Origin of the sequence: Micromonospora sp. NBC_01740 (assembly GCF_035920365.1) — a bacterium.
Taxonomy (GTDB): Bacteria; Actinomycetota; Actinomycetes; order Mycobacteriales; family Micromonosporaceae; genus Micromonospora; species Micromonospora reichwaldensis.
The window spans coordinates 5,098,248-5,122,236 of the sequence record NZ_CP109150.1 but is presented as its reverse complement, the minus strand read 5'-3'; the positions used below and the strand labels follow the sequence as shown (position 1 = coordinate 5,122,236).

Here is a 23,989-nt window from a genome sequence, read left to right as displayed (position 1 = left end):
TGGTGGCGATGAGCAGCGACGAGCACACCGAGACGGGCACGGGTTGGCCGCAGCCGGCGGGTCCGGGGCGGCCGTCGGGTCCGGCGGGGGAGCCCGATCCGCGGCCGGACGCGCCGGATCCGGACGAGTTGAGCCCGTTGGCGCCGGAGCGGTCCGCGCCGCCGGTGGAGCCGCCCGTGCAGGAGCGGGCGGTGGTGGAGCCCGACGACGGCGTGACGGTGGAGCTGAGCCGGGCTGCCGCCGGTGCCATCCCACCCGCGCCGGCGGTGGCCGGGGGTGGCGGGACGCCGCGGCGGCGGGTGAGTTCGGCCGGGGTGATGATCGCGGCGCTGTTGGCGTTGCTGGGGTTCACCCTGGTGGTGCAGTTCAAGTCGACGTCGACGGATCCGACGGTGGCGGCGACGCGGCAGGAGGATCTGGTGCGGATCCTGTACGACCTGAACTCGCGGGAGGTCCGGCTGCGGCAGGACATCGCGACGCTGGAGGAGAGTCAGCGGCAGTTGCGTTCGGGTCAGCAGGGGCGGCAGGCGGCGTTGGAGGAGGCGACGCGGCGGGCCGACGAGTTGGGGATCCTGGCGGGGACTTTGCCGGCGACGGGGCCGGGGTTGTCGGTGCGGTTCGAGGCGGGTGAGAAGCCGATCTCGGCGTCGCGGGTGTTGGACGCGGTGCAGGAGTTGCGGGGCGCGGGCGCGGAGGCGATGCAGATCTCCGGTGGTGACCGGGCGACGGTGCGGATCATCGCGTCGACGTTCTTCCTGGACGGGGAGGGCGGGTCGTTGGTGGTGGACGGGCGTCGGTTGACGGGTCCGTTCACGATCACGGTGATCGGTGATCCGGCGACGATGCGTACGGCCTTGAACATTCCCGGCGGGGTGGTGGCGTCGGTGACGGGTGACGGCGGTAAGTTGATCGTCGAGGATCGTGAGGCTGCCGAGGTTTCGGCGCTGCACGCGCCGATCAAGCTGGAACACGCCCGTCCGGTCTCCTGACCGGCGCGGCCCGCACCGGGTTTCCGGTGCGCCGATGGATGAAGGACGCGTCTGGTGATTCCTGAGGATCTGCGGTATACCGCCGAGCACGAGTGGGTGGCGGGTGACGGCGGCGGCACTGTCCGGGTCGGCATCACGCACTTCGCGCAGGACGCCCTGGGTGACATCGTGTATGTCCAGCTGCCTGATGCGGGTGTGGTGGTGGCGGCCGGTGAGTCGTTGGGTGAGATCGAGTCGACGAAGAGCGTGTCGGAGATCTACGCCCCGCTCAGCGGTACGGTGGCGGCGCGCAACGAGGCGCTCGGCGACACCCCTGAGGTGATCAACACTGATCCGTACGGTGCGGGTTGGTTGCTGGAGATCACCCCGGACGATCCGGCGGCGGTCGATGGTCTGCTGTCCGCGGACGCGTATCGTGAGCTCACCGAGAGCTGAGTGCGTCCCCTTCGGGCGTGGCGGGTGTTCCGCGCGTCCGGTTGCCCTGCATTTCGGCGCTGGCTAGGCTCGCCCAGTCGACCGAGAACCAAATAGTTCAGCGTTGCGGAATTGCCTTTCCGGGCACGGGGAGCCAGCCGCCGGGTGTTGCACTGCCCGGCGGCCAGACCCGCCATTACCCGACGCCGACCGAACAGATCCGTGAGGTGGTCCCATGACGCGCCCAGACGACGAGTTCCCCCCACTCGACGTCACTTCGACGCTCAATCTCGGTTCGCTCGACGAAGTGCTGGAGGGGCCGGACACCGATGTGGTGCCGAGCCGGATGTCCGGTTCGTTGCCGCCGGGTATGGCGCTGCTGGTGGTTCGCCGGGGTCCGAATGCGGGTGCCCGGTTCCTGTTGGATCACGATGTGACGACCAGTGGCCGTCACCCGGACAGTGACATCTTCCTCGACGACGTGACGGTGTCGCGGCGGCACGCCGAGTTCCACCGTGACGGTGGGACGTTCACGGTGCGGGACGTGGGGAGCCTGAACGGCACGTACGTGAACCGGGAGCGGGTCGAGGCGGCCACGTTGAGCAATGGTGACGAGGTGCAGATCGGCAAGTTCCGGGTGGTGTTCATCGCCGGTCCGCGTCCCGAGGAGGGGGCCGGCCGGGGGTGAACGAGCCTGCGGCCTCCACGCCGCCCGAGGCGGCCCGTGCGCGCCCGCTGATGAGTATCGGTGAGGTGCTGGGTCAGCTGCGGGTCGATTTCCCGGACGTGACCATCTCGAAGTTGCGGTTCCTCGAGGCCGAGGGCCTGGTGGAGCCGCAGCGGACGGCGGCGGGTTACCGGAAGTACAGCTGGGACGATGTGGCGCGGTTGCGGTTCGTGCTGACTGCGCAGCGGGACCAGTATCTGCCGTTGCGGGTGATCCGTGATCAGTTGGCGCAGTGGGACGCGTCCGGGGAGTCGCCGGGTCGGCAGCGGCCGACGTTGGTGGCGGTGGGTCCGGACGGTGAGGTTCCGGGGCGGGTGCCGGAGGAGCCGGTCGGGTCGCCGCAGGTGCGGCTCGGCCGGCTGGACCTGGTGGCGCGCAGCGGGATCGACGAGTCGACGCTGGGCGAGTTGGAGCGCCTCGGTGTGGTGGTGTCGGATCCGCCGGGTTGGTACGACGACGACGCGTTGATCATCGCGCGGGCGGTGGCGGGTCTGGCGGCGTACGGGTTGGAGCCGCGGCATCTGCGGGCGTTCCGTACGGCGGCGGATCGGGAGGCCGGTCTGTTCGCGCAGTTGTTGACGCCGTTGGCGCGGCAGAGTGATCCGGCGGCGCGGGCGCGGGCGGCGGAGACGGCGCGGGAGTTGGTGGCGCTGTCGCAGCAGTTGCATGCGGCGTTGGTGCGGGTGGGGTTGCGGTCGACGTTGGGTCGGTGATCCGGCGGGGGCTGTGCGGAAAGATCTTCCCCGGGAAGCGTGTCGTAGGCTTGCCGGGGTAACCCCTTTCTGGCGCGGGCGTGTGCGGGTAGCGCATGGGACGGCCGTGTCGCGGTCCGTGTACCGTGCAGGGAAGGGCGCGGTGCGGCGTAGGTGACAACGACACGGAGGCGGCGGTGCGCGAGCTGAGCGTGGTCGGAGTTCGGGTGGAGCTGCCCAGCAACCAGCCGATCGTCCTGCTCAGGGAGGTCGAGGGGGACCGCTATCTGCCGATCTGGATCGGTGCGGTCGAGGCGACGGCGATCGCCTACGAGCAGCAGGGGGTCAAGCCGGCCCGGCCGCTGACCCACGATCTTCTACGGGACGTGTTGACGGCGTTGAAGGCGCCCTTGCAGGCGGTGGAGATCACCGAGTTGAAGGAGAACGTCTTCTACGCCGATCTGTTGCTCGGGGACGGGGTGCGGGTGTCGGCCCGGCCGAGCGATTCCATCGCCCTGGCGTTGCGGGTCGGTGCGCCGATTCGTTGTGCGGAGGAGGTCCTCAGCGAGGCGGGGATCGTGATCCCGGACGAGCAGGAGGACGAGGTGGAGAAGTTCCGCGAGTTCCTGGACCAGGTGCGTCCGGAGGACTTCGCCGGCTGAGTCCGGTCTTCTTCGGGATGTCACGTTCGGTGATGTCCCGGTGCTGTGGGTGATCTTCGTTGTCGTGTCGCGGCGTGTCGCGGCGACTTCTGCGGGGCAATTCCTGAAGGCGGCTATAGGGTTGCCGTGTCGAGGGGTGCACGTCCCGGAAACGACGTGTCACCGCACTGGCGGGGAGGTTGTCCGGATGCACGAGCCGCGAGATCCCGATCCGGGTACGGAGCTGGACGAGCCGGGTGTGGCGCCGCCGGGGTGGGCGACCGAGGGTGACGGTGCCGTGGGCTACCGGGGCGTGACGGCCTGCCATGCGGTGGGGATCAGCTACCGGCAGTTGGACTACTGGGCCCGCACCGGGTTGGTGGTGCCGAGTGTGCGTGACGCTTCGGGTTCGGGCACCCAGCGGTTGTATTCGTTCCGGGACCTGGTGGTCCTGAAGGTGGTGAAGCGGCTGCTGGACGCCGGGGTGTCGTTGCAGAACATCCGGAAGGCGATCGAGGCGCTGCGTTCCCGTGGGGTGGCGGACCTGGCGGGCATCACGTTGATCTCCGATGGCACGACCGTGTATGAGTGCCGGTCGCCGGAGGAGGTGGTCGACCTGTTGCAGGGTGGCCAGGGCGTGTTCGGTATCGCGATCGGTGGGGCGTTCAAGGAGATCCAGGGTTCCCTGTCGCACCTGCCGTCTGAGCCGGCGACGTCGGTGGAGCCGCAGGTGGCGGCGGAGCCGGTGGGTGACGAGTTGGCGGCGCGTCGGGCGCGGCGCCGGGCCGGCTGAGGGGCCGGCGGCTCGGCTGATCCGCCCCGCGCACTCCGGGTTCGCTGGGGTCGCTCGGGCTGATCCGCCCGGGCCGGGCCGGGTTCGCTGCACGTCGTTGGTTCGCGTCACCAGCGCTGCCCGGTAATCGTCGTCCACGACCGAACCGTCCGATCGGCTGGTGGCGTGGGGGCCTGCGGCGGTGTGGCGTGCGCCACGTCCTGACCTGTCGGCTTGTTGACACTTCTGACGATCATGGCAATCCTGTCTGCGTCGTTGCGCCTGTTTCGCACGTGGGTCGCTGTTCCGTCGGGGTACGGGCAGTTGCGGGCCGGTGTCACGCGACGACGCAGGCAGCGGGCGGCGACGCTTGCCCGACGATCGGATTGAGTGCGAAGTGCAGACCGACGTGGATGCCGGCGCGATGTCGGCGCGCGTCGGCGTGCGGGCCGGGGACGCGGGCGGCTGTCCCGTGTCGCACGCGTCCGACTCGCCGGTGGACGTGACCGCGGAAGCGGTGGAGTTCCTGCACCTGTACCACGAGGAGCGACGGCTGCCGGGGGTGGCGGACCGGGTCGCGCGGGTACGGGAGGAGATCGCGGTGACCGGCACGTACCGGCACACCGGCGATGAGTTGGTGCACGGCGCGAAGGTGGCGTGGCGGCAGTCGGCGCGCTGCGTGGGGCGGGTCCGGTGGGCGGGGTTGAGGGTCCGCGACCGCCGTGGGGTGACGACGGTCGCGGGCATCGCGGAGGAGTTGGCGCGGCATCTGGCGGTGGCGGACAACGGCGGGCGGATCCAGTCGGTGATGACGGTGTTCGCGCCGGACCGGCCGGGGGTGGGTCCGCGGGCGCGGCTCTGGAACGACCAGCTGATCCGCTACTGCGGACACCGGATGGACGACGGGTCGATCCTGGGTGATCCGGCGCAGGTGGCGATGACGGACGCGGTGCGGGCGCTGGGCTGGCATCCGCCGCCGGTGCCGGGCCGGTTCGATCTGCTGCCGTGGGTGCTCGAGACGGCGTACGAGGATCCGACGTTGGTGGAGGTGCCGCGGGAGCTCGTGCGTGAGGTCGCCCTGACGCATCCGGCGTATCCGTGGTTCGAGGAGTTGAGGTTGCGCTGGCACGCGCTGCCGGTGATCAGCAACATGCGGTTGCGGGTGGGTGGGGTGGACTACAGCTGCGCCCCGTTCAACGGGCACTACCTGGGCGACGAGGTCGGCACCCGGAACATGGGTGACGGGGACCGGTACGACCAGTTGCTGCCGGTGGCGCGGGGGTTGGGGTTGGACACCTCGCGGGAGGACACCCTGTGGCGGGAGCACGCGGCTCTGGTCATCAACCAGGCGGTGCTGCACTCGTTCCGTGCGGCGGGGGTGCGGGTGTCGGATCCGCACACGGAGTCGGAGCTGTTCATGCGGTTCTGCGCGCAGGAGGAGCGGGCGGGCCGGCCGGTGCACGGCGACTGGTCGTGGCTCAACGGCAGTGTGGGGTGGGCGGCGTTGCACGCGGTGCACCACCGGTACTACGACACCCGGGTGCCGAACCCGAACCTGTGGCAGACCGATCGTGCGTACGGTCCGGCGGGCGTCGAGGCGCTGTCCCTGCGGCAGCGGCACGACGTGGCCCGTCGGCGGGAGGGCTGAGGCATGGACGTGGTGGCGCTGCGTCAGAGTTGGGCCCAGCTGTCGGTGGCCGGGCCGGAGGCGGCGAAGTACTTCTACGCGACGTTGTTCCTGATCGCGCCGGAGACGCGTGCGATGTTCCCGACGAACATGCAGTACCAGCAGGACAAGTTGCTGGCGGCGTTGGGGCACATCGTCACCCATGTCGACGACGAGCGGGAGGTGACGGCGTTCGCGCAGCGGTTGGGCGCCGATCACCGGCGGTTCCAGGGCGAGGACCGGCAGGGCCGGCCGGTGCCGTTGGCGGAGTGGCACTACATCCGGGTCGGGCAGGCGTTGCTGGCGACGTTGGAGCGGTTCCTGGGTCCACGGTGGACGCCGCAGCTGCACGCCGAGTGGGCCGCGGCGTACGAGTTGGTGGCGCGGTTGATGCTGGCCGGGGCGGTGGAGGCGGAGCGGACGTCGCCGCCGTACTGGGAGGCGGAGGTCCTGGCGGTGCAGCGGCGGCGGGCCGACGTGTGTGTGTTCACGGTCCGTCCGAACTACCTGTGTGAGTACCTGCCGGGGCAGTCGCTGCCAATGCAGGTGCCGCAGCTGCGGACGTGGCGGTATCTGTCGCCGGCGAACGCGCCGCGTCCGGACGGGACGATCGAGTTCCACGTGCGGGCGGCGGGCCGGTTCTCCACGCATCTGGTGCGCAGGCTGCGGGAGGGTGACCGGGTGCTGCTGGGCGCGCCGGTGGGGACGGCGTTGTCGTCGTACGACCGGTCGCCGGGCCTGCCGTTGCTGCTGGTGGCGGGGGGCACCGGGGTGGCGCCGCTGCGGGCGGTGGTGGAGGCGTTGCGGCTGGGTCCGGGGCGCTCGACGACGTTGGTGGTGGGGGGACGGACCCCGGACGACCTGTACGACGACGTGGCGTTGCGGGAGTTGGCGGCGGCCGCGTCGGCGCAGTCGTGGCAGTCCGGGTGGCTGCGGTACGTGCCGACGGTGGAGTCCGGCTGGCAGTGGCAGGGGGCGGTGGGCACGGCCGGTGAGACCGCGGTGCGGTTGGGTCCGTGGCACGACACCGAGGTGCTGGTGTGCGGCAGTCCGGAGATGACCGGGGCGACGGTTGCCGCGTTGACGGCGTCGGGGGTGCCGCGGGAGCGGATCCTGGTGGAGAGTTACGACCATTGCCTGTATCCGCCGCTGGCGGGCGCTGCCGCCGCCGCGCCGGACGACTTCAGTTGGACGGGTGTGCGATGAGCGTCGACCACGGCGACCGGGTGGTCGCCGATGCGCACGGTGAGCTGACCCGGGCCGTGGGCGCGTTGGAGGCGCGCCGGTTCCGGGGTGGCCGGTGGCTGTCCGCCGACGAGGTGTCGGGCCTGGCCCGGTCGGCCGACGAGCGGTCGGCGTTGCTGGGTGGTGAGGTGGACCGGTTACGGCGGGAGAACGAGGGCCTGGCGCGGCAGGTGGAGATGTTGCGCCACGGCGCGTTGCCCAGCACCGGCGCGCAGGGCCCGGATCCGATGGTGATCGAGTTGGCGGTGCGGGCGCAGGACGAGGCGAACCGGACGATCGGTGAGGCCAGCGCGGAGGGCGCGGAGATCATCGCGGAGGCGCGGCGGCAGGCCGACGAGATCATCGCCGAGGCGCACGTGCTGGCCGGGGGTGTCGCCGGCCCGGCGGGGGCGGAGGGCGAGGAGTTGCGGCGGCAGGTGCGGGAGCTGGAGGGCCGGCAGGCGGCGTTGGTGGCGGCGGTGGCGGCGGCGCAGCAGCACCTGAGCCGGTGGCAGGCGTACCTGTCGGAGCAGTCGGAGCAGTTGCGCTCCGACGCGGAGGCGGCCGGGGCGGTCGGCGCGCAGCTGCGTGCCGTGCTCGGCGAGTAGCGGCGTCGCCTGCCCGCCGGACGGCGGGTCAGTGCTGGTCGACGGCGGCGACGGCGTCGGCGATGGGGGTGTTGCCGCCGACGAGTTCCAGGATCGCGCCGGCGCTGTGTGGGTGGTGGAGCAGGGCGACGAGGACCCGGGCGACGTCGGTGCGGGTCACGGCGCCCGCGGGGGCGTGTCGGGTGAGGGTGATCCGCCCGGTGGGCGCGTCGTCGGTGAGCCGGCCGGGTCGCAGGATCGTCCAGTCGAGGTCGCGGCCGGTCAGGTCGTCCTCGGCGGCCTTCTTGGCGCGCAGGTACGCCGCGAACACCTCGTCGGTGCCGGCGGGTGGTTCGCCTTCCACTCCCATCGAGGACAGCAGCAGGTAGCGGCGGACGTCGGCGCGTTGCGCGGCGTCGGCGAGCAGGACGGCGCCTGCCCGGTCGACGGTGTCCTTGCGGGCGGCGCCGCTGCCGGGGCCGGCGCCGGCGGCGAAGAGGACGGCGTCGGCGCCCTCGAGGTGGGCGGCGAGCTCGTCGGCGCCGACGTGTTCGAGGTCGGCCACGACGGGCTGGGCGCCGGCGGCACGCAGGGCGGCGGAGTGGTCGGGGTTGCGGATCAGCCCGATGGCGGTGTCGCCGCGTCCGGCGAGTTCGCGGTGGGTCAGCTGGGCGATCTTGCCGTGTCCTCCGGCGATGACGACGCGCATACCGCCAACCTAGCCGCCGTCGCGCCACGGCGGGGCCGGTCGGCGGGGCCCGGGTCGGGCGCGGCGGTAGAGATCACCAGCCGGTGGTGATCTTCACGAGCTCCGCCGCGGGGCGGCGGCGGTGCCCGGGTGTTCGCCGCAGGGTGGTTGCCTGAGGCAGCATGGACGGGTGACGGAGACGGTCGACGCGCTGGCCGGCCTGGTGGCCGGCGGTGGTGTCGTGGTGTTGAGCGGGGCGGGCCTGTCCACCGAGTCGGGCATCCCGGACTACCGGGGGCCCAGCGGCGCGGCGCGGCGGCACACCCCGATGACGTACCAGGCGTTCACGCGCGACGCGCAGGCGCGGCGGCGCTACTGGGCGCGCAGCCACCTGGGGTGGCGGGTGATCGCGCGGGCGGCCCCGAACGAGGGGCACCGGGCGGTGGCGCGGCTGCAGGCCGGCGGGTTGGTCGAGGGGATCATCACGCAGAACGTGGACGGGCTGCACACCGCCGCGGGCAGCCCGCGGGTGGTGGAGTTGCACGGCCGCCTCGACGAGGTGGTGTGCCTGGGCTGCGGTAACCGGACGTCGCGGGAGGAGTTGGACCGGCGGCTGCGGGAGGCGAACCCGGGCTTCGACGCGCGGGCCGCGGCGGTCAACCCGGACGGTGACGTGGATCTCGCCGACGACGAGGTGGCCCGGTTCCGTACGGTCGGCTGCACGTTCTGCCGGGTCGGCATGCTGAAGCCGGACGTGGTGTTCTTCGGGGAGACGGTGCCGGCGGCCCGGGTGTCGCGCTGTTTCGAGCTGGTGGCGCGGGCGCGGCTGCTGCTGGTGCTGGGTTCGTCGTTGACGGTGATGTCGGGTCGCCGGTTCGTGGTGCGCGCGGCGAAGCTGGGCATTCCGGTGGTGATCGTCAACCAGGGCCCGACCCGGGGCGACGGGTATGCGGCGTTGACCGTCGACGCACCGCTGGGGCGGCTGCTGCCGGCGTTGGCCGACCGGACGGCTGGCGACGCCGCGGCGGGGCTGGCGGGCGTCGGCCGGTAGCGGTCCGCCGGGGGTGCGGGGCCGGCCGGTCATCGACTGTCGTCGCCGGCGGGGGTACGACCTCCGGTGGGCGGTGCGGCGCTGGTAGCGTTGACCATGCCGGCAGCACCCACGTGGGAGAGACCGCCCAGCAGCATCCCGGGCGGCGCCGAAGGGGCAAATCCTCCCCGGAACCTCTCAGGCAAAAGGACCTCGTGGGCAGGCACTGTGGAGCGCCTCGCGGGCGCGACAGAGGGGGAGGCCGACCTGTCGACCTCGCCCCCCGGGAGCGCCGCCCATGACCGCAGAGCAGTTCGCCGCCCGCCACATCGGCCCGGATCCGGACGACGAGCGCCGGATGTTGGAGGCCGTCGGCTACGGCTCGGTCGAAGAGCTGATGGACGCGGCGATTCCCGAGGTGATCCGCTGGCACGGCACCCTGGACCTGCCGGAGCCGGCCAGCGAGCACGACGCCCTCGCGGAGCTGCGGGCCCTGGCGGCCCGCAACACGGTGGCCGTGTCGATGATCGGTCTGGGCTACCACGGCACGCACACCCCGGCGGTGATCCGCCGCAACGTGCTGGAGGACCCGGCCTGGTACACGGCGTACACGCCGTACCAGCCGGAGATCAGCCAGGGGCGGCTGGAGGCGCTGCTGAACTTCCAGACCATGGTCACGGACCTGACGGGGCTGGCCACCGCGAACGCGTCGATGCTCGACGAGGGCACCGCCGCGGCGGAGGCGATGACGCTCGCGCGCCGCGCGTCGAAGAGCCGGAGCGCGGTGTACGTGGTCGACGCCGACACCCTGCCGCAGACCATCGCGGTGATCACCAGCCGGGCCGAGCCCCTCGGCATCGACGTGCGGATCGTCGACACCGGGCGCGACGAGTTGCCGGCGGAGTTCTTCGGGCTGCACCTGCAGTACCCGGGGGCGTCGGGGGCGGTGCGTGACCAGGCGGGTCTGGTCGAGGCGGCGCACGCGGTCGGGGCGTTGGTGACCGTGGCGGCGGACCTGCTGGCACTGACGCTGCTGCGCGCGCCGGGGGAGATCGGCGCCGACATCGCGGCCGGCACCACCCAGCGTTTCGGCGTGCCGATGGGCTTCGGCGGGCCGCACGCCGGCTACCTGGCGGTACGGGCGGGGCTGGAGCGGATGCTGCCGGGCCGGCTGGTGGGGGTGTCGCGTGACGCGGACGGCAACCCGGCGTACCGGCTGGCGTTGCAGACCCGGGAGCAGCACATCCGGCGGGAGAAGGCGACCAGCAACATCTGCACCGCGCAGGTGCTGCTGGCGGTGATGGCCGGCATGTACGCCGTCTACCACGGCCCGGACGGGCTGCGGCGCATCGCCCGCCGTACCCATGACATGGCGGTGCGGTTGGCGGCGTCGCTGCGGGGTGTCGACGGCGTCGAGGTGGTGCACGAGGCGTTCTTCGACACCGTCCTGGTGCGGGTGCCCGGCGGCGCCGAGGCGGTGGTCGCCGACGCCGCGGCCCGGGGGGTCAACCTGCGGCTGGTCGACGCCGACCACGTGGGGGTGTCCTGCGACGAGACGACCACCCCCGCGCACCTGCGGAAGGTGTGCGACGCGTTCGGGGCCACCGTGGCCGGGCGGCCGGTGGCCGTGGCGGACGCTCCGGTCGAGGGCGCGTTGCCGGCGGCGCTGGCCCGTACGTCGGACTTCCTCACCCACGCGGTGTTCCGCAGTCACCACTCGGAGACGGCGATGCTGCGCTACCTGCGGCGGCTGTCGGACTTCGACTACGCCCTGGACCGGGGGATGATCCCGCTCGGGTCGTGCACGATGAAGCTCAACGCCACCACCGAGATGGAGCCGGTGAGCTGGCCGGAGTTCGCGCACGTGCACCCGTTGGCACCGGACGCGCAGACCACCGGCTACCGGGAGATGATCTCCCAGTTGGAGGGGTGGCTGGCGGAGGTGACCGGCTACGACGCGGTCAGCGTGCAGCCCAACGCCGGTTCGCAGGGTGAGCTGGCGGGTCTGCTGGCGATCCGGTCGTACCACCGCCAGCGGGGCGAGGCCCACCGGGACGTGTGTCTGATCCCGTCGTCGGCGCACGGCACCAACGCCGCCAGCGCGGTGATGGCGGGCATGCGGGTCGTCGTGGTGGGCTGCGACGACGGCGGCAACATCGACCTGGTGGACCTCGACGCGAAGATCGACAAGCATCGGGACGCCCTCGCGGCGATCATGGTGACGTATCCGTCGACGCACGGGGTGTACGAGACGGGCATCGCGTCGCTGTGCGCGAAGGTCCACGACGCCGGCGGTCAGGTGTACGTCGACGGGGCGAACCTCAACGCGCTGGTCGGGTTCGCCAAGCCGGGGAAGTTCGGGGCGGACGTGTCGCACCTGAACCTGCACAAGACGTTCTGCATCCCGCACGGCGGCGGCGGTCCCGGGGTGGGACCGGTGGCGGTGCGGGCGCACCTGGCGCCGTTCCTGCCGGGCGATCCGCTGGGCGTGCACGTCGACGGCCGGCCGGCGATCTCGGCGGCGCGGTACGGGTCGGCGGGGATCCTGCCGATCCCGTGGGCGTACCTGCGGATGATGGGCGCGGCGGGGCTGGTGCGGGCCACCGGCGTGGCGGTGCTGGCGGCGAACTACGTGGCGGCGCGGCTGCGCGGGCACTTCCCGGTGCTGTACGCGGGCAACAAGGGCCTGGTGGCGCACGAGTGCATCCTGGACCTGCGGCCGCTGACGAAGGCGACCGGGGTGAGCGTGGACGACGTGGCGAAGCGGCTGATCGACTACGGGTTCCACGCGCCGACGATGTCGTTCCCGGTGGCGGGGACGCTGATGGTGGAGCCCACCGAGAGCGAGGACCTGGCCGAGCTGGACCGGTTCTGCGACGCGATGATCGCCATCCGGGCGGAGATCGACCGGGTGGCCTCGGGGGAGTGGCCGGCCGGCGACAATCCTCTCGCCAATGCCCCGCACACCGCGGCGATGGTGTCGGGCGACGAGTGGTCGCACCCGTACCCGCGGTCGGTGGGCGCGTACCCGGCCGGGGTGGAGCGGGCCGGGAAGTACTGGCCGCCGGTGCGGCGCATCGACGGCGCGTACGGCGACCGGAACCTGGTGTGTTCCTGCCCGGCGCCGGAGGCGTTCGAGGGCTGACCTCGCGTGACGCCGGGGCGGTCGTGGTGCCGCCCCGGCGGGTGCGTCGACCTGGGCGGGGGGTGTCCCGACCGGGGGACCAGCCCGGATCGACGAGTGTAAAAGGCGTGACTCAGCGTGACAGGGGTCAGGCGACGAGGGCGTGTCGGGCGGGGCCGCGGTGGGGGGCGATGCTGCTGCCGTCGGGGAGGAGTTCGCCGGTGTCCTCGAAGACGATGACACCGTTGCAGAGCAGGCTCCAGCCCTGCTCAGGGAAGCAGGCGAGGACTCGGGCGGCGTCCCGGTCGGTCGCTTCGGCGGAGGGGCAGGTGGGTTGGTGCTGGCACATCGGGTTCTCCGGACTGTGGGGGCACTGTGTCATGGTTCACATGACCAGTGACGCACAGTACCAAGCGAAAGTGGCCGGCATCGAGCAGGTATGCGCGTCGTTTTTCCGAAATCCACTGAACGGATGAGGCAAGATGGGCCGGACGGCGTGGACACGCTCCCAGGGCTGACGGTCGGTGCGCCGGGAGCGCCGGCCGACTGCCGCCGTACCCTCGTCGAGCGGGCCCGCTGGCAGTGGCGGCCCGCCGACGGCGGTGACCCGGCGGCGCGGGCCGAGGAGTTCCTCGCCGCGCACGGCCTGCCGCTGCACGACCTGGCCCGCCCCGCCGGCCGCCACGACGCGGCCGGGGTGTGCGGGGCCGCTCTCTACGTCTCCGCGGCCGCCGGCGCCGCCCTGGTCGGCGCGCCGGCCGGCGCCGCCAACCCCGTGACCGGGCTGCCCGAGGTCGCCGTGGTCGTCTACGGCCACGGCCCGGGCACGCCGCCCGGCGCAGGCGCCGCCAGCCCCGCCACCCCCTGGTGGCGTGGCACCTTCGCGGAGAGCTGGACGCCCCGCCAGCACGCTGACGCCGTCACCGCGGTCCGCGCGGCGATCGGCCGCGGCGACGTCTACCAGGTCAACGTCGTCGGCCACGCCGCCGCCCGCTACACCGGCGACCCCCTGCCGGCCCTGAGCCGGCTGGCCGCGCTGCCCGGCGCACGCTACGGCGGCACCCTCGCCGGGGCGGGCTGGGCGATCGGCTGCGCCAGCCCCGAGACCCTGGTGGAGCTGACCGACGGGCGGTTGATCACCAGGCCGATCAAGGGCACCCGGCCGGCCACCGCCGCCGGCCGCGCCGAGCTGCTCGACTCGGCCAAGGAACGCGCCGAGCACGTGATGATCGTCGACCTGGAACGCAACGACCTGGCCCGCGTCGCCCGCACCGGCAGCGTGCGCGTCGACGAGCTGTTCGCCGTACGCCGGTGGTGCGACCTGTGGCAGGCGGAATCGACGGTCTCCGCGGCGGTCGCCGACGGGCTCGGCCTGGCGGACCTGCTGCGCGCGGTCTGCCCCGGCGGCTCGGTCACCGGCGCTCCGAAGCTCGCCGCCCTCGACCGCATCGCCGCGCTGGAGCCGGTCGGCCGGGGCGCCAGCATGGGCGCGCTCGGCTGGGTCGCCCCGGGCCGCATCGACCTGGGCCTGACCATCCGCACCGCCGCCGTGGACGCCGAGCGGGTGCACGTGTGGGCGGGTGGGGGCATCACGTGGGGCAGCGATCCCGACGCCGAGGTCGCCGAGGCCGCCGCGAAGGCCGCCCCGGTGCGCGCCGCGCTCGCCGGCGGCTGACCGGCGCGGCCCCACCGGCCGGTCGGCGCATCCGCCGGGCTGCGCACGTTGGAAGGGGCGCGCGCCGGCCGCGTCCGGTGAGATGGGCCGTACTCCACGCCACCCGGGCCAGGGGGGTGCGCAGCCAAGGCGGTCCCGATGTACCAGCAACCCCTGCAACCCGTCGGTGGGTCGCTCGCGCTGAGCGCCGCCTGCGCCGCGCTGCCCCTGCTCACCCTGTTCGTGCTGCTCGGAGTCGTGCGTACGCGGGCCTGGGTGGCGGCGTTCGGCGCGCTGGGCGTGGCGGTCGTGCTGGCCTGGTGGCTGTGGGGGATGCCGCTGCCGCAGACGCTGCTGGCCGCCGGTCAGGGCGCCACCTTCGCCCTCTTCCCGCTCGTCTGGACGTTCGGCACGGCGATCTGGATCCACCGCCTGACCGTGCACACGGGGCACTTCGACACGCTGCGGCAGGGCTTCGCCCGGATCAGCGACGACCGCCGCGTGCAGGCCCTGGTGATCGCGTTCTGCTTCGGGTCGCTGCTCGAGGCCCTGGCCGGGCAGGGCACGCCGGTCGCCGTGACCACGGTCATGCTGCTGGCCCTCGGCTTCACCCCGCTGCGGGCGGCCGCCGTGGCGCTGGTCGGCAACACGGTGCCGGCCGCCTTCGGACCCCTCGGCCTGCCGATCACCACCCTCGCCGGCGTGACCGGGCTGCCCGCCACGGAACTGGGCATGATGGCCGGCCGGCAGGTCCCGGTGGTCGCGGTCGTCGTCCCGCTGGTCCTGCTCGTCGTCGCCGACGGCCGCCGGGGCGTACGCGAGCTGTGGGGTCCGGCGCTGGCGTGCGGCGGCGCGTTCGCGGTGGCCCAGTTCGTCACGGCGAACTGGCTGACGGCCGCCCTCGCCGACATCACCGCCGCGTTCGCGGGGGCGGGCGTCCTGCTGCTCGTCGTCCGCCGTGGCGCGGCGCGGCGGACGGTTGCCGTGCCGGTCGGCGGCGGGCCGCCGGAGCGCGCCGCCGGCGGGTTGTCGGAGCCTGACGCCGCAGGGCCGTCGGAGCCCGACGCGCCGGATCCGGCGGGATCGCGCTGGCGGGCGTACGCGCCGTACGCGACGATCGTGGCGGTCTTCGCCGTCTCCCAGGTGCCGGCCGTCAAGCGGCTGCTCGACGCCGGCACGCTCGCGTTCTCCTGGCCCGGACTGCACGTCGTCACCGCCTCCGGTGACCCGTCACCGCTGACGACGTTCCGGTTCGCCTGGCTCGCGGCCCCCGGGTCGCTGCTGCTGGTGGCCGGCCTGATCACGGTGGCGCTGCTGCGGGTGCCGCCGCGCGAGGCCGTCGGGCTCTACGGGCGCACCCTGTTCGAGCTGCGGTGGGCCGTGCTGACGGTGGTCGGGCTGCTGGCGCTGTCGTTCACCATGAACGCCTCCGGGCAGGTCGCCACGCTGGGCGTCTGGATGGCCGGCGCGGGCGGACTCTTCGCCGTGCTGGCGCCGGTGCTCGGCTGGCTCGGCGTCGCCCTGACCGGCTCGGACACGTCGTCCAACTCGCTGTTCGGCGCGCTCCAGGTGGCCGCGGCGCAGCGGGCCGGCCTCGATCCGGTCCTGCTGGCCGCGGCCAACGCCTCCGGCGGCACCCTCGGCAAGATGATCAGCCTGCAGAACCTCACGATCGCCGCCGCGGCGGTCGGTCTCACCGGCCGCGAGGGCGACCTGTTCCGGCGGATGTTCGGCCCGAGCGTGCTGCTGCTCGCCCTGATGTGTGTGCTCATCGGGCTGCAGGCGACGCCTCTGCTGTCCTGGATGGTGCCGTAGCCGGCGCCGTACCCCCGGGTGGCTAGCGGCGCTCGGCGAAGTCGTCCAGCGCCGCCACGACCCGCTCCGCCATGCCGTTGGCGGATCCGTGCCCGGCGGTCTCCAGCAGTTCCAGCCGGGCGTCGGGCCAGGCCTGGGCCAGCTGCCACGCCACCTCCGGCGGGCTGCTGATGTCGAGCCTGCCGTGCAGCAGCACGCCGGGGATGCCGGCCAGCCGCCCCGCTTCGCGCAGCAGTTGCCCCTCCGGCAGGAAGCATCCGTTACGCCAGTAGTGGGTGACCAGCCGGGCCTGCAGCATCCGGAACACCGGGTCGTCGTAGCGGGGGTCGGGCCGGTGACCGGGGGCGGTGGCCACGTGGGTGTCCTCCCAGTCGCACCACTGCCGCGCCGCCCGTTCGCGCACCGCCGGGTCCGGGTCGGCCAGCAGCCGGGCGTACGCGTCGGCCAGGTCGCCGTCGCGCTCGGCCGGCGGCACGCCGTCACGGAAACGCGCCCACTCGGCCGGGAAGATCCGCCCCATCTCCCGGGTGAGCCACTCGATCTCCCGTCGGGTGCCGGCGGTCACGCTGAACAGCACCAGCTCGCTGACCTGCCGCGGGTGCCGCTGCGCGTACGCCAGGGCGAGGGAGGCGCCCCAGGAGGCGCCGAGCACCAGCCAGCGGTCCACGCCGAGGTGTTCACGCAGCAGTTCGATGTCGGCGACCAGGTGGTCGGTGGTGTTGGTGGACAGGTCCACGTCCGGGTCGGCGGCGTGCGGGGTGCTGCGGCCGCAGCCCCGCTGGTCGAACAGGACCACCCGGTAGCGGGCCGGGTCGAACAGGGTCCGCCAGCCGGGCGTGCAGCCGGAGCCGGGCCCGCCGTGCAGCACCACGGCGGGTTTGCCGTCCGGGTTGCCGCAGGTTTCCCAGTGCACGAGCTGCCCGTCGCCGACGTCGAGCATCCCGTGTGCGTACGGCTCGATCGGGGGGTACCGCTGCGCCATCGTCGTCCCCTTCGTGATCATCGATACAACAGCGCTGTTACATTAGCGGAGTGACAGCCGTACCTGAACGTGAGGCCCTGGGCACGCTGCTTCGGCACGTGCTCGACGTGCTCGACGGCGACGTCGCCACGGTCTACGCCGAACGGGGCCTGCCCGACTACCGGCCCCGGTTCTCGCCCCCGCTGCGGGTGCTGGTCGCCGACGGCCCACTGCCCATCCGCGACCTAGCCCGCCGGGTCGGGGTCACCCACTCGGCGGCCAGCCAGACCGTCGCGCAGATGGCCCGCGCCGGCCTGGTCGAGCTGACCGCGGGGGCGGACGCCCGGCAGCGCATCGTGCACCTCAGCGACCGGACCCGCGAACTGCTGCCACTGATCGAGGCGGAGTGGGCGGCGACGACCGCCGCGATACGCGAACTGGACGCGGAACTGACGGTGCCGCTGGCCGACGTGCTGCACGAGGTCCTCGCCGCGGTGCGCCGACGGCCGCTGCGCCAACGCATCGCCGACGCGGGCCTGCCACCCGCCCCGGACCCCGGCCCGCCGCCGGCCGCGCCACAGCGACGGCGGCAGACCCACCCGCAGGCCCCGCGCGCCGGCTCCGCACCCGATGTCGGCAATTTGTCCTGACGTGCACCGGCCAACGGTTGCAGACTGTGCCGGTGGCCATCACCCTCACCGTCCGCGTGGTCGACGCCAACCTCGGCGCGGTGCCCGGCGCGCTCGTCGTGCTCGACGGGGGACAGGGGACCACGGACGCAGCCGGGCGCTGGAGCACCGTCGTGTCCCACCAGCCGACGGTGCCGCAGATCCGGGTCAGCCATCCGGCGTACGTCGCTGAGCGGGTGACCTTCGCCGGAGACCTGCGCTCCGCCACATGGGACAACTCCCTCGCCCGCCGCGCGGTCTCCGGCGACGACGTGACGATGACCGTGACGCTCGGGCGGATGGATCCGTCGCCCGTCGTCACGCTCTCCGACGCCGACGTCACGCGGATCATGGCCAGCCGGGGGCGCGACCCGAGGGCCGCACGGGTCGTGGGCTGGCCCAACAACCCGAGGATCCACACCTACGCGGGGCACTACAACAACACGCTGACGTTCCGTCAGGCCAACCGGGAGCTGTTGAAGCCCGCAGCCGCCGCCGAGAGCGACGCGGGCTGGGACCGGTTCGGCGAGAAACGCGAGGTCACGGTCAACATCGCGGCGTTGAGCCGGTTCCACTTCCTGGAGTACGCCGCGACGCAGTCCGAGCCGAAGTTCGTCGTCGCCGTGGTGTCGCCGAACCTGCCGGACCCCAAGCCCGTGACGAGTCTGGACTTCGTCGTCTACTGCAGCCCCAGCACCGGCGACTACACCGCCCGGTACCCGTACGGGCTGGTCAACGCGGCGGCGCCACTTCAGGAGTACCTGAACCTGGCCCGGAAGTACCTTCTCGACGAGGCCTTCTTCGCCTTCCAGTCGCTGGGCTGGGGCAACCGCTCGGTGCTGGTGATGCCGCTGTTCCCACAGGGGCAGTGGGGCCCGTTCGCGACCGGCGAGGGGCTGCTGCGGATGTTGCGTGAGGTCGCGGTGTTCCTGCACCGGCAGTGCCGCACCAGCAGCCTCGGGCTGCGCAAGCCCGACGCCACCGCGCACGAGCTGGCCGGGCCGAACCTGCGGACGATCTTCCCGCCGCTCTACTCCGGTGACTTCGGCACGGTGCCCGGCGTCGGGCAGGTGGCGGTCGCCGGCTTCAGCCAGGGCATCGGTGCGGTCAAGGCCCTCATGTCCGACCTCACCTTCCCGGTGGGGCTCAACTCCACGCTCTGGGGCGTGCCGATGGGTGGCGGCACCGACGGCCGGCGGGAGTGGGCCCGCGCGTTTCGCGAGGTGTGGGACCTCGACGGCCACCACAGCGGCACCGGCGGTTGGCGCGCCTACCTCGACCTGCTGCGGGTGTGGTTCAACCACGACCCGGGCCGGGTCGTACGCAGTTACCACTCGGGGGACACCGGCCCGCCCGACCCGCTGACGGACCCCCATCCGGTGTGGACGGACCTGCGCGGCGCCGGCCTCGACCTCGACCGTCCGACGCCACCGGCACGGGGCGCGTTCTGGGCGCGGCTGCTGCAGAACGCCCGCTGGACGGACCTGCGGGTGTCGAACCCGTACGTGGACGGCAGTTCGGGACCGCAGTTGCCGGTGTTCCTCGACCCGCACCACACCATGCCCCGGATCGGGTTCTCGCACGCCCTGTCGATGACCACACTCGGCCGGGCGGCCGCGACGCGTCCCTAGGCCGCCTGCGGCGGGACCAGGACAGACGGACATCCGATTACGGCAGGATGCGAGCCCGTCACCGATCGTACGATCCTGGCGTCACCCCCCCGCGCATCGGCCGAAGGGGCATCATGGCGATCACCGTCACGTTCAGCGGCAAGGCTTCCCTCGCCGGGGCCGACCCCGGCTACCGGATCTGGTCCTACACGATCGAGCCCAACCCGCCCGGGGAGATCCCGGCCAACCAACGGATCGCCCTCGGTCTGCCACGCGACATGGACGTCCGGGACCCCAGCGAATTCCCGAACACCCCCGCGCTGGCCAACATGTTCCTGGTCCGCGAGGCCGGCTCGTCGCGTCAGTACGCCGGCCGGGTCACCAGCTCGGCGGGCACGCAGACCATCTCGTTCGTCGCTCCGGCCGCCGACGGCACCGCCGAGACGCTGCTGGTCAAGCTGGTGACCGGCCAGTCGCCGACTCCGCTGCCCTTCGCCACCGTCCCCGGCGGCACACCGGCTCCGGCGCAGGTGCTGACCGCGCCCGTCAACGGCCCGCCGGTGCACACCGGCCGGCCCCTGACCGCCTTCGCCGGCACCCTGCCGTACGCCAGCGAACTGTTCGGCATCTACCAGCCGCTGGCGGGCTGGTTCGGCATGCAGAGCGCGCTGCGCGTCGCCCACGGCGCCACCGACCGCGCCCTGGTGGACCTGAGCCACGAGTCGTTCTCCAGGGCTGCGGCCGCGAGCACGCTCGACGACGCGGCGCTCACCGCCCTGGCGGAGCACTTCGACGCCCCGATCCGTGGGGTGCTCTCGCCGGTCGGGCTGGTGAATCTCTTCCGGCAGTACTTCTTCGAGTTCGACACTTTCCTGGGTCCGCCCGCCGGGCACCTGTGGCTCAGCCCCGGCGGCACCGTGGAACTCGTCGAGACCAGCACGCGGCGCACCCTGGTCGAGAAGACCGCCGAGCAGTTCGAGGAGACCACCCGCAAGGTCGAGGAGAGCCTGACGGATCAGGAGGACATCGCCAACGCGGTCAAGGAGGACAACGCCAATGACACGAAGCTCGGCATCAGTGCCTCCGGTGGCGCCAACGTCGGTGTCTACCACGCGGACGCCAGCGCCAGCTTCAGCCTGAACGCCACCGTGAAGCGGTCCTCGGAGGAGACCCACAAGCACTCCCGTACGCAGAGCGCGAAGGTCACCAGCGAGATCAAGAGGAACTACAAGACGACGTTCAAGACGGTGACCGAGAGCACCGACCTGTCGAGCCGCCGCTACCTCGTGCAGAACACCACGGGCAAGCTGGTGAACTACGAGCTGCGGCGCAAGATGCGCAAGGTCGGTGTGCAGGTGCAGCACATCGGCGGGCGGCTGTGCTGGCAGGTGTACCTCCCCGGGCCGGGCCGCAACCTGGGCCTGGGGGATCTGGTGCACATCGTCGCGGCGCCGGACCTCACCGCCCTGCGGAAGCCGGAGCCGCCACCGCCGCTCGTGGCCAGGACGACCGCGTTCACCGGGACGTTCCCCATCCGGAAGGTGCGGGCCACCCAGGACCCGCCGGAAGCGAACATGGAGTTCGTGCACCACACCGCCCCGGACGCCGAGGGGATCACCGACCACGACAACGCCATCCACGCGGTGGCCCGCATCGACTTCACTCCGTCGCCGCCCGAGCGGGGCTACAAGCTGAAGGACGCGCGACTCGTCTCTGTCGCACCGGGTCGCGCGTTCGTGCCCGACCTGATCCGCACCAACCAGGAGCAGACCGGCTTCGCGGTCTTCGCGAAGTTCTTCCACTCGGGCGACCTCAGCCCGATCAGCCTGACCTTCGACGTCACGTGGGACCCACCGCAGACCAACGACGCCCACGACCGGTACAACGAGGAGTTTAAGGCCTACCAGGCGCAGGTGGCGGAGCTGCAACGCACGGCGTACGCCTCGGCCGTGCGGGACCGGCTCGGTCTGCTCAGCGCCATGCGCCCACGGCCGTCGCAGGACCTGCGCACCGAGGAACGCCAGGCGATCTACGGGAGCCTGATCCAGAAGCTGAAGCCGTTCGACCTGTTCGCGGACCTGTATCTGGGCTCGGAGCTGCTCCGGCAGATCTTCGACGTCGACGAGATGCTGTACTTCGTGGCACCGGACTACTGGCGGCCCCGCGAGGTCACCCCGCCGCCCACCACTGCGCCGGCGCCTGCCCCGCCCACCCACACCAGCCTCGGCAAGTACCCGGTGCGGGACCCGAGCGTCCTCGCGGACCGAACCGTGGTCACCTGGTACTCCCACACCGACAAGACGAACGCGATGAATCCGGACGGCACGGTCTCCGACGAGTGGCGGGTGAACTACCTCATCACCGAGCAGACCCAGCCGGCCCCCTCGGGGAGCTCGCTGGGCTGGTTGATCCAGGCCGACGGCGACGCGCGCCGCAACGAGTTCCTCAACGCCGCGTGGGCCAAGGCGGTCCTGCCCGTACGACCCGGGCGCGAACAGGCGGCGCTGGAGTGGCTCAAGCAGGCCAACGTGGAGGGGCAGGCGGCGCTGGGGCTTCCCTACCCGTTCCAGGACGGCGATCCCGAGGAGTACCGGAACAAGACGGTCGGGCAGGTCCTGAACATCCTCGCGCTCAAGTTGCAGAAGGACAACACGCAGATCGCCAACACCCTCGTCGCCGAGAAGGTCTTCGAGACCGGGTTCGACCCGCTCGACGGCGGCTTCCGCCCGGCGGCCCCGTACGAGGTCTTCGACCAGTGGATCGAGGTGCTGCCCACCGACCAGGTGGTGGCGGTGGAGGTGAGCTACGACCCCAGGACCGGCCAGCAGCTGTGACGTCACCGGCTCGGGCCTCCGTCACCGGCCGAGCCCGCGGTACCGACGTACCGCCAGGGGCCCGAACACGGCGGTCAGCAGCAGCGGCCAGGCCACGGCGAGCGCGACGGCGTGCTGCGCGGCGAACGACTCGCCGCCCCAGCCGGGGTTGCCGAACAGTTCCCGGCAGGCCGCGACGGTCGCCGACAGCGGGTTGTACCCGGCGACGGCGGCGAGCCAGCCGGGCATGGTGTCGGGGGAGACGAACGCGTTGGAGGTGAACCCGACCGGCCAGACCAGGATCTGCAGCACCACCACCGACCCGGGTGCGCGCAGCACCAGCGCCAGATGGATGCCGACCCAGATCAGGGCGAAACGCAGCAGCAGGAGCAGCCCGACGGCGGCCAGCGCCGCCGGTGCCCCGGCCCGCCACTGCCAGCCGACGGCGACCCCGCAGGCGAGCATGACGACCAGACCGGCGGCGCAGTGCAGCAGGTCCGCGGCGGCCCGGCCGGTGAGCACCGCCGAGGGCGTCATCGGCAGGGACCGCAACCGGTCGGTGACGCCGCGCGCGGTGTCGGTGGCCACGGCCGCGTACGTCGACTCGACGCCGAAGAGCACCGTCATGGCGTACATGCCGGGCAGCAGGAACTCCCGGTAGTCGCCGCCGCCGGGCACGCTCATCGCGCCGCCGAACAGGTAGCCGAACATCAGCACCATCAGCACCGGGAAGAGCAGCCCGACGACGAACTGCCCGGGTTGGCGCCGCCAGTGCGCCAGCGCCCGACCGGTGAGGGTGACGGTGTCGGCGACGGCCCAGCGCAGGCGCTGCGGCACGGGGTGCACGCCGGTCGTGCTCATGCGCCCACCCTGTCCTCGTCGGGGCGGGTGGTGGGGGAGTGGCCGTCGGTGAGCTGCAGGAACACCTCGTCGAGGGTGGGGCGGCGCACCGCGACGTCGGCGGCGGTGAGGCCGGCGTCGTCGAGGGCCCGCAGCACGGCGGCCAGCGCGGCCACCCGCCCGGTGACGGCGACGCTGAGGCGCAGGTCCGCCGCGTCGACGAGCGGGGTCGCGGCGACGGCGGCGCCGACGACGCGTACCGCCCGGTCCAGGTCGTCGGCGCGGGTCAGCACGACGTCGACGCGGTCGCCGCCGAGCGCGGTCTTCAACTGCTCGGGGGTGCCGTCGGCGACGACCCGTCCGGCGTCGACGACCCGGACGGTGTGGGCGAGCTGGTCGGCCTCCTCCAGGTACTGGGTGGTCAGCAGCACGGTGGTGCCGCCGGCGACGAGCCGGCGCACCGCGTCCCACACCTGCGCCCGGGCGCGCGGGTCGAGGCCGGTGGTGGGCTCGTCGAGGAAGAGCACCGGTGGGTCGAGAATCAGGCTCGCCGCGAGGTCGAGGCGGCGGCGCATCCCACCGGAGTATGTGCCGACCGGCCGGTCGGCGGCGTCGGTCAGGTCGAAGCGGGCGAGCAGGTCGGTGGCCCGGGCGCGGGCCCGCGCGCCGCCGAGGTGGTGCAGCCGGCCGAACAGGACCAGGTTCTGCCGGCCGCTGAGCACCTCGTCGAGCGCGGCGTGCTGGCCGACCAGGCCGATGCGGGCCCGGACCCGCTCGGGATGGCGCAGCACGTCGGCGCCGGCCACCCGCGCCGCGCCGGCGTCGGGCCGCAGCAGGGTGCTCAGCACCCGTACCGCCGTGGTCTTGCCCGCCCCGTTCGGGCCGAGCAGGCCGCACACGGTGCCGGCGGGCACCGTCAGGTCGAGGCCGGCGAGGGCCTGCGTGCCGCCGTAGCGCTTGCGCAGTCCCTCCGCCTCGACAGCCGGTCCGTCGTGGTGCATCAGCGCCCCTCCACCCACTCGACTCGTACGCCGTACCGTACGGCATACGGTACGGCGGACGATACAGTGCCGG

General features: G+C 72.8%; 21 protein-coding genes and 1 riboswitch. Of the genes, 16 read left to right on the top strand and 5 right to left on the bottom strand.

Annotated features, from left to right (window positions below; genetic code table 11):
* Positions 1 to 8 precede the first annotated feature (8 nt).
* The 9 genes from OG989_RS22745 (at position 9) to OG989_RS22705 (ending at position 7,733) form a co-directional block, all read left to right on the top strand.
* Positions 9 to 989, top strand: a complete 981-nt coding sequence (locus OG989_RS22745) for a DUF881 domain-containing protein (RefSeq protein WP_327028373.1) — start codon at positions 9 to 11, stop codon at positions 987 to 989.
* Between the two features lie 54 nt (positions 990 to 1,043).
* Entirely contained in the window at positions 1,044 to 1,424 is a 381-nt protein-coding gene (gene gcvH, locus OG989_RS22740; protein ID WP_151454622.1) for a glycine cleavage system protein GcvH, read from the top strand.
* A gap of 214 nt (positions 1,425 to 1,638) precedes the next feature.
* Positions 1,639 to 2,091: an oxoglutarate dehydrogenase inhibitor Odhl gene (gene odhI / locus OG989_RS22735; RefSeq protein ID WP_089000305.1), complete on the top strand. Its 453-nt coding sequence runs from the start codon at positions 1,639 to 1,641 to the stop codon at positions 2,089 to 2,091.
* Between the two features lie 50 nt (positions 2,092 to 2,141).
* Positions 2,142 to 2,843: a transcriptional regulator FtsR gene (ftsR, locus tag OG989_RS22730; protein WP_192581391.1), complete on the top strand. Its 702-nt coding sequence runs from the start codon at positions 2,142 to 2,144 to the stop codon at positions 2,841 to 2,843.
* A 176-nt stretch (positions 2,844 to 3,019) separates the two neighbouring features.
* Complete coding sequence (locus OG989_RS22725) at positions 3,020 to 3,484, top strand: bifunctional nuclease family protein (RefSeq protein ID WP_151454621.1); 465 nt, start codon at positions 3,020 to 3,022, stop codon at positions 3,482 to 3,484.
* A 187-nt stretch (positions 3,485 to 3,671) separates the two neighbouring features.
* On the top strand, positions 3,672 to 4,256 hold the full coding sequence (locus OG989_RS22720) for a MerR family transcriptional regulator (protein WP_151454620.1): 585 nt from the start codon (positions 3,672 to 3,674) through the stop codon (positions 4,254 to 4,256).
* 376 nt (positions 4,257 to 4,632) lie between these two features.
* Positions 4,633 to 5,883, top strand: a complete 1,251-nt coding sequence (locus tag OG989_RS22715) for a nitric oxide synthase oxygenase (RefSeq protein WP_327028372.1) — start codon at positions 4,633 to 4,635, stop codon at positions 5,881 to 5,883.
* A 3-nt stretch (positions 5,884 to 5,886) separates the two neighbouring features.
* Positions 5,887 to 7,107: a globin domain-containing protein gene (locus OG989_RS22710; RefSeq protein WP_327028371.1), complete on the top strand. Its 1,221-nt coding sequence runs from the start codon at positions 5,887 to 5,889 to the stop codon at positions 7,105 to 7,107.
* The gene (locus OG989_RS22705; protein ID WP_327028370.1) at positions 7,104 to 7,733 is read left to right on the top strand and encodes a hypothetical protein; all 630 of its coding nucleotides are present in this window, start codon (positions 7,104 to 7,106) and stop codon (positions 7,731 to 7,733) included. Before OG989_RS22710 ends, OG989_RS22705 begins: the two co-directional genes overlap by 4 nt.
* A gap of 28 nt (positions 7,734 to 7,761) precedes the next feature.
* Here OG989_RS22705 and OG989_RS22700 read toward each other — a convergent pair whose 3' ends face one another.
* Positions 7,762 to 8,421 carry an SDR family oxidoreductase gene (locus OG989_RS22700; protein ID WP_151457351.1) on the bottom strand — a complete coding sequence of 220 codons (660 nt, stop codon included), beginning with the start codon at positions 8,419 to 8,421 and terminating at the stop codon, positions 7,762 to 7,764.
* Positions 8,422 to 8,590: 169 nt separating this feature from the next.
* Here OG989_RS22700 and OG989_RS22695 point away from each other — a divergent pair, with 169 nt between their 5' ends.
* Positions 8,591 to 9,451, top strand: a complete 861-nt coding sequence (locus OG989_RS22695) for an NAD-dependent protein deacetylase (RefSeq protein ID WP_327028369.1) — start codon at positions 8,591 to 8,593, stop codon at positions 9,449 to 9,451.
* A gap of 104 nt (positions 9,452 to 9,555) precedes the next feature.
* Positions 9,556 to 9,654, top strand: a riboswitch (glycine riboswitch).
* Between the two features lie 74 nt (positions 9,655 to 9,728).
* Positions 9,729 to 12,575 carry an aminomethyl-transferring glycine dehydrogenase gene (gene gcvP / locus OG989_RS22690; RefSeq protein ID WP_327028368.1) on the top strand — a complete coding sequence of 949 codons (2,847 nt, stop codon included), beginning with the start codon at positions 9,729 to 9,731 and terminating at the stop codon, positions 12,573 to 12,575.
* A gap of 127 nt (positions 12,576 to 12,702) precedes the next feature.
* Here gcvP and OG989_RS22685 read toward each other — a convergent pair whose 3' ends face one another.
* The gene (locus tag OG989_RS22685) at positions 12,703 to 12,903 is read right to left on the bottom strand and encodes a DUF5999 family protein (protein ID WP_151456036.1); all 201 of its coding nucleotides are present in this window, start codon (positions 12,901 to 12,903) and stop codon (positions 12,703 to 12,705) included.
* 123 nt (positions 12,904 to 13,026) lie between these two features.
* Here OG989_RS22685 and OG989_RS22680 point away from each other — a divergent pair, with 123 nt between their 5' ends.
* Both OG989_RS22680 and OG989_RS22675 read left to right on the top strand, forming a co-directional pair.
* Positions 13,027 to 14,229, top strand: a complete 1,203-nt coding sequence (locus OG989_RS22680; protein ID WP_327028367.1) for a chorismate-binding protein — start codon at positions 13,027 to 13,029, stop codon at positions 14,227 to 14,229.
* Between the two features lie 138 nt (positions 14,230 to 14,367).
* Positions 14,368 to 16,023, top strand: coding sequence for an L-lactate permease (locus OG989_RS22675; protein WP_327028366.1), 1,656 nt, complete (start codon positions 14,368 to 14,370; stop codon positions 16,021 to 16,023).
* Positions 16,024 to 16,045: 22 nt separating this feature from the next.
* Here OG989_RS22675 and pip read toward each other — a convergent pair whose 3' ends face one another.
* Complete coding sequence (gene pip, locus OG989_RS22670) at positions 16,046 to 17,005, bottom strand: prolyl aminopeptidase (protein WP_327028365.1); 960 nt, start codon at positions 17,003 to 17,005, stop codon at positions 16,046 to 16,048.
* 50 nt (positions 17,006 to 17,055) lie between these two features.
* Between pip and OG989_RS22665 the strand changes: the two genes are divergently transcribed.
* From OG989_RS22665 to OG989_RS22655, 3 genes are all read left to right on the top strand, one after another.
* Positions 17,056 to 17,634, top strand: coding sequence for a MarR family winged helix-turn-helix transcriptional regulator (locus OG989_RS22665; protein WP_327028364.1), 579 nt, complete (start codon positions 17,056 to 17,058; stop codon positions 17,632 to 17,634).
* Between the two features lie 32 nt (positions 17,635 to 17,666).
* Positions 17,667 to 19,283 carry an Ig-like domain-containing protein gene (locus OG989_RS22660; RefSeq protein WP_327028363.1) on the top strand — a complete coding sequence of 539 codons (1,617 nt, stop codon included), beginning with the start codon at positions 17,667 to 17,669 and terminating at the stop codon, positions 19,281 to 19,283.
* 113 nt (positions 19,284 to 19,396) lie between these two features.
* A complete protein-coding gene (locus OG989_RS22655; protein WP_327028362.1) occupies positions 19,397 to 22,096 on the top strand; it encodes a hypothetical protein in 2,700 nt (899 codons plus the stop codon).
* A 21-nt stretch (positions 22,097 to 22,117) separates the two neighbouring features.
* Here OG989_RS22655 and OG989_RS22650 read toward each other — a convergent pair whose 3' ends face one another.
* The gene (locus OG989_RS22650) at positions 22,118 to 22,936 is read right to left on the bottom strand and encodes an ABC transporter permease (RefSeq protein WP_327028361.1); all 819 of its coding nucleotides are present in this window, start codon (positions 22,934 to 22,936) and stop codon (positions 22,118 to 22,120) included.
* Entirely contained in the window at positions 22,933 to 23,916 is a 984-nt protein-coding gene (locus OG989_RS22645) for an ATP-binding cassette domain-containing protein (RefSeq protein WP_327028360.1), read from the bottom strand. Before OG989_RS22645 ends, OG989_RS22650 begins: the two co-directional genes overlap by 4 nt.
* Positions 23,917 to 23,989 lie beyond the last annotated feature (73 nt).

Bases quoted from the DNA above. Each gene is read 5' to 3' on its own strand.
- OG989_RS22745 (WP_327028373.1), top strand. From the start codon at position 9: ATGAGCAGCGACGAGCACACCGAGACGGGCACGGGTTGGCCGCAGCCG.
- odhI (WP_089000305.1), top strand. From the start codon at position 1,639: ATGACGCGCCCAGACGACGAGTTCCCCCCACTCGACGTCACTTCGACG.
- ftsR (WP_192581391.1), top strand. From the start codon at position 2,142: ATGAGTATCGGTGAGGTGCTGGGTCAGCTGCGGGTCGATTTCCCGGAC.
- OG989_RS22720 (WP_151454620.1), top strand. From the start codon at position 3,672: ATGCACGAGCCGCGAGATCCCGATCCGGGTACGGAGCTGGACGAGCCG.
- OG989_RS22710 (WP_327028371.1), top strand. From the start codon at position 5,887: ATGGACGTGGTGGCGCTGCGTCAGAGTTGGGCCCAGCTGTCGGTGGCC.
- OG989_RS22705 (WP_327028370.1), top strand. From the start codon at position 7,104: ATGAGCGTCGACCACGGCGACCGGGTGGTCGCCGATGCGCACGGTGAG.
- OG989_RS22700 (WP_151457351.1), bottom strand. From the start codon at position 8,421: ATGCGCGTCGTCATCGCCGGAGGACACGGCAAGATCGCCCAGCTGACC.
- gcvP (WP_327028368.1), top strand. From the start codon at position 9,729: ATGACCGCAGAGCAGTTCGCCGCCCGCCACATCGGCCCGGATCCGGAC.
- OG989_RS22685 (WP_151456036.1), bottom strand. From the start codon at position 12,903: ATGTGCCAGCACCAACCCACCTGCCCCTCCGCCGAAGCGACCGACCGG.
- OG989_RS22680 (WP_327028367.1), top strand. From the start codon at position 13,027: ATGAGGCAAGATGGGCCGGACGGCGTGGACACGCTCCCAGGGCTGACG.
- OG989_RS22675 (WP_327028366.1), top strand. From the start codon at position 14,368: ATGTACCAGCAACCCCTGCAACCCGTCGGTGGGTCGCTCGCGCTGAGC.
- pip (WP_327028365.1), bottom strand. From the start codon at position 17,005: ATGGCGCAGCGGTACCCCCCGATCGAGCCGTACGCACACGGGATGCTC.
- OG989_RS22655 (WP_327028362.1), top strand. From the start codon at position 19,397: ATGGCGATCACCGTCACGTTCAGCGGCAAGGCTTCCCTCGCCGGGGCC.
- OG989_RS22650 (WP_327028361.1), bottom strand. From the start codon at position 22,936: ATGAGCACGACCGGCGTGCACCCCGTGCCGCAGCGCCTGCGCTGGGCC.
- OG989_RS22645 (WP_327028360.1), bottom strand. From the start codon at position 23,916: ATGCACCACGACGGACCGGCTGTCGAGGCGGAGGGACTGCGCAAGCGC.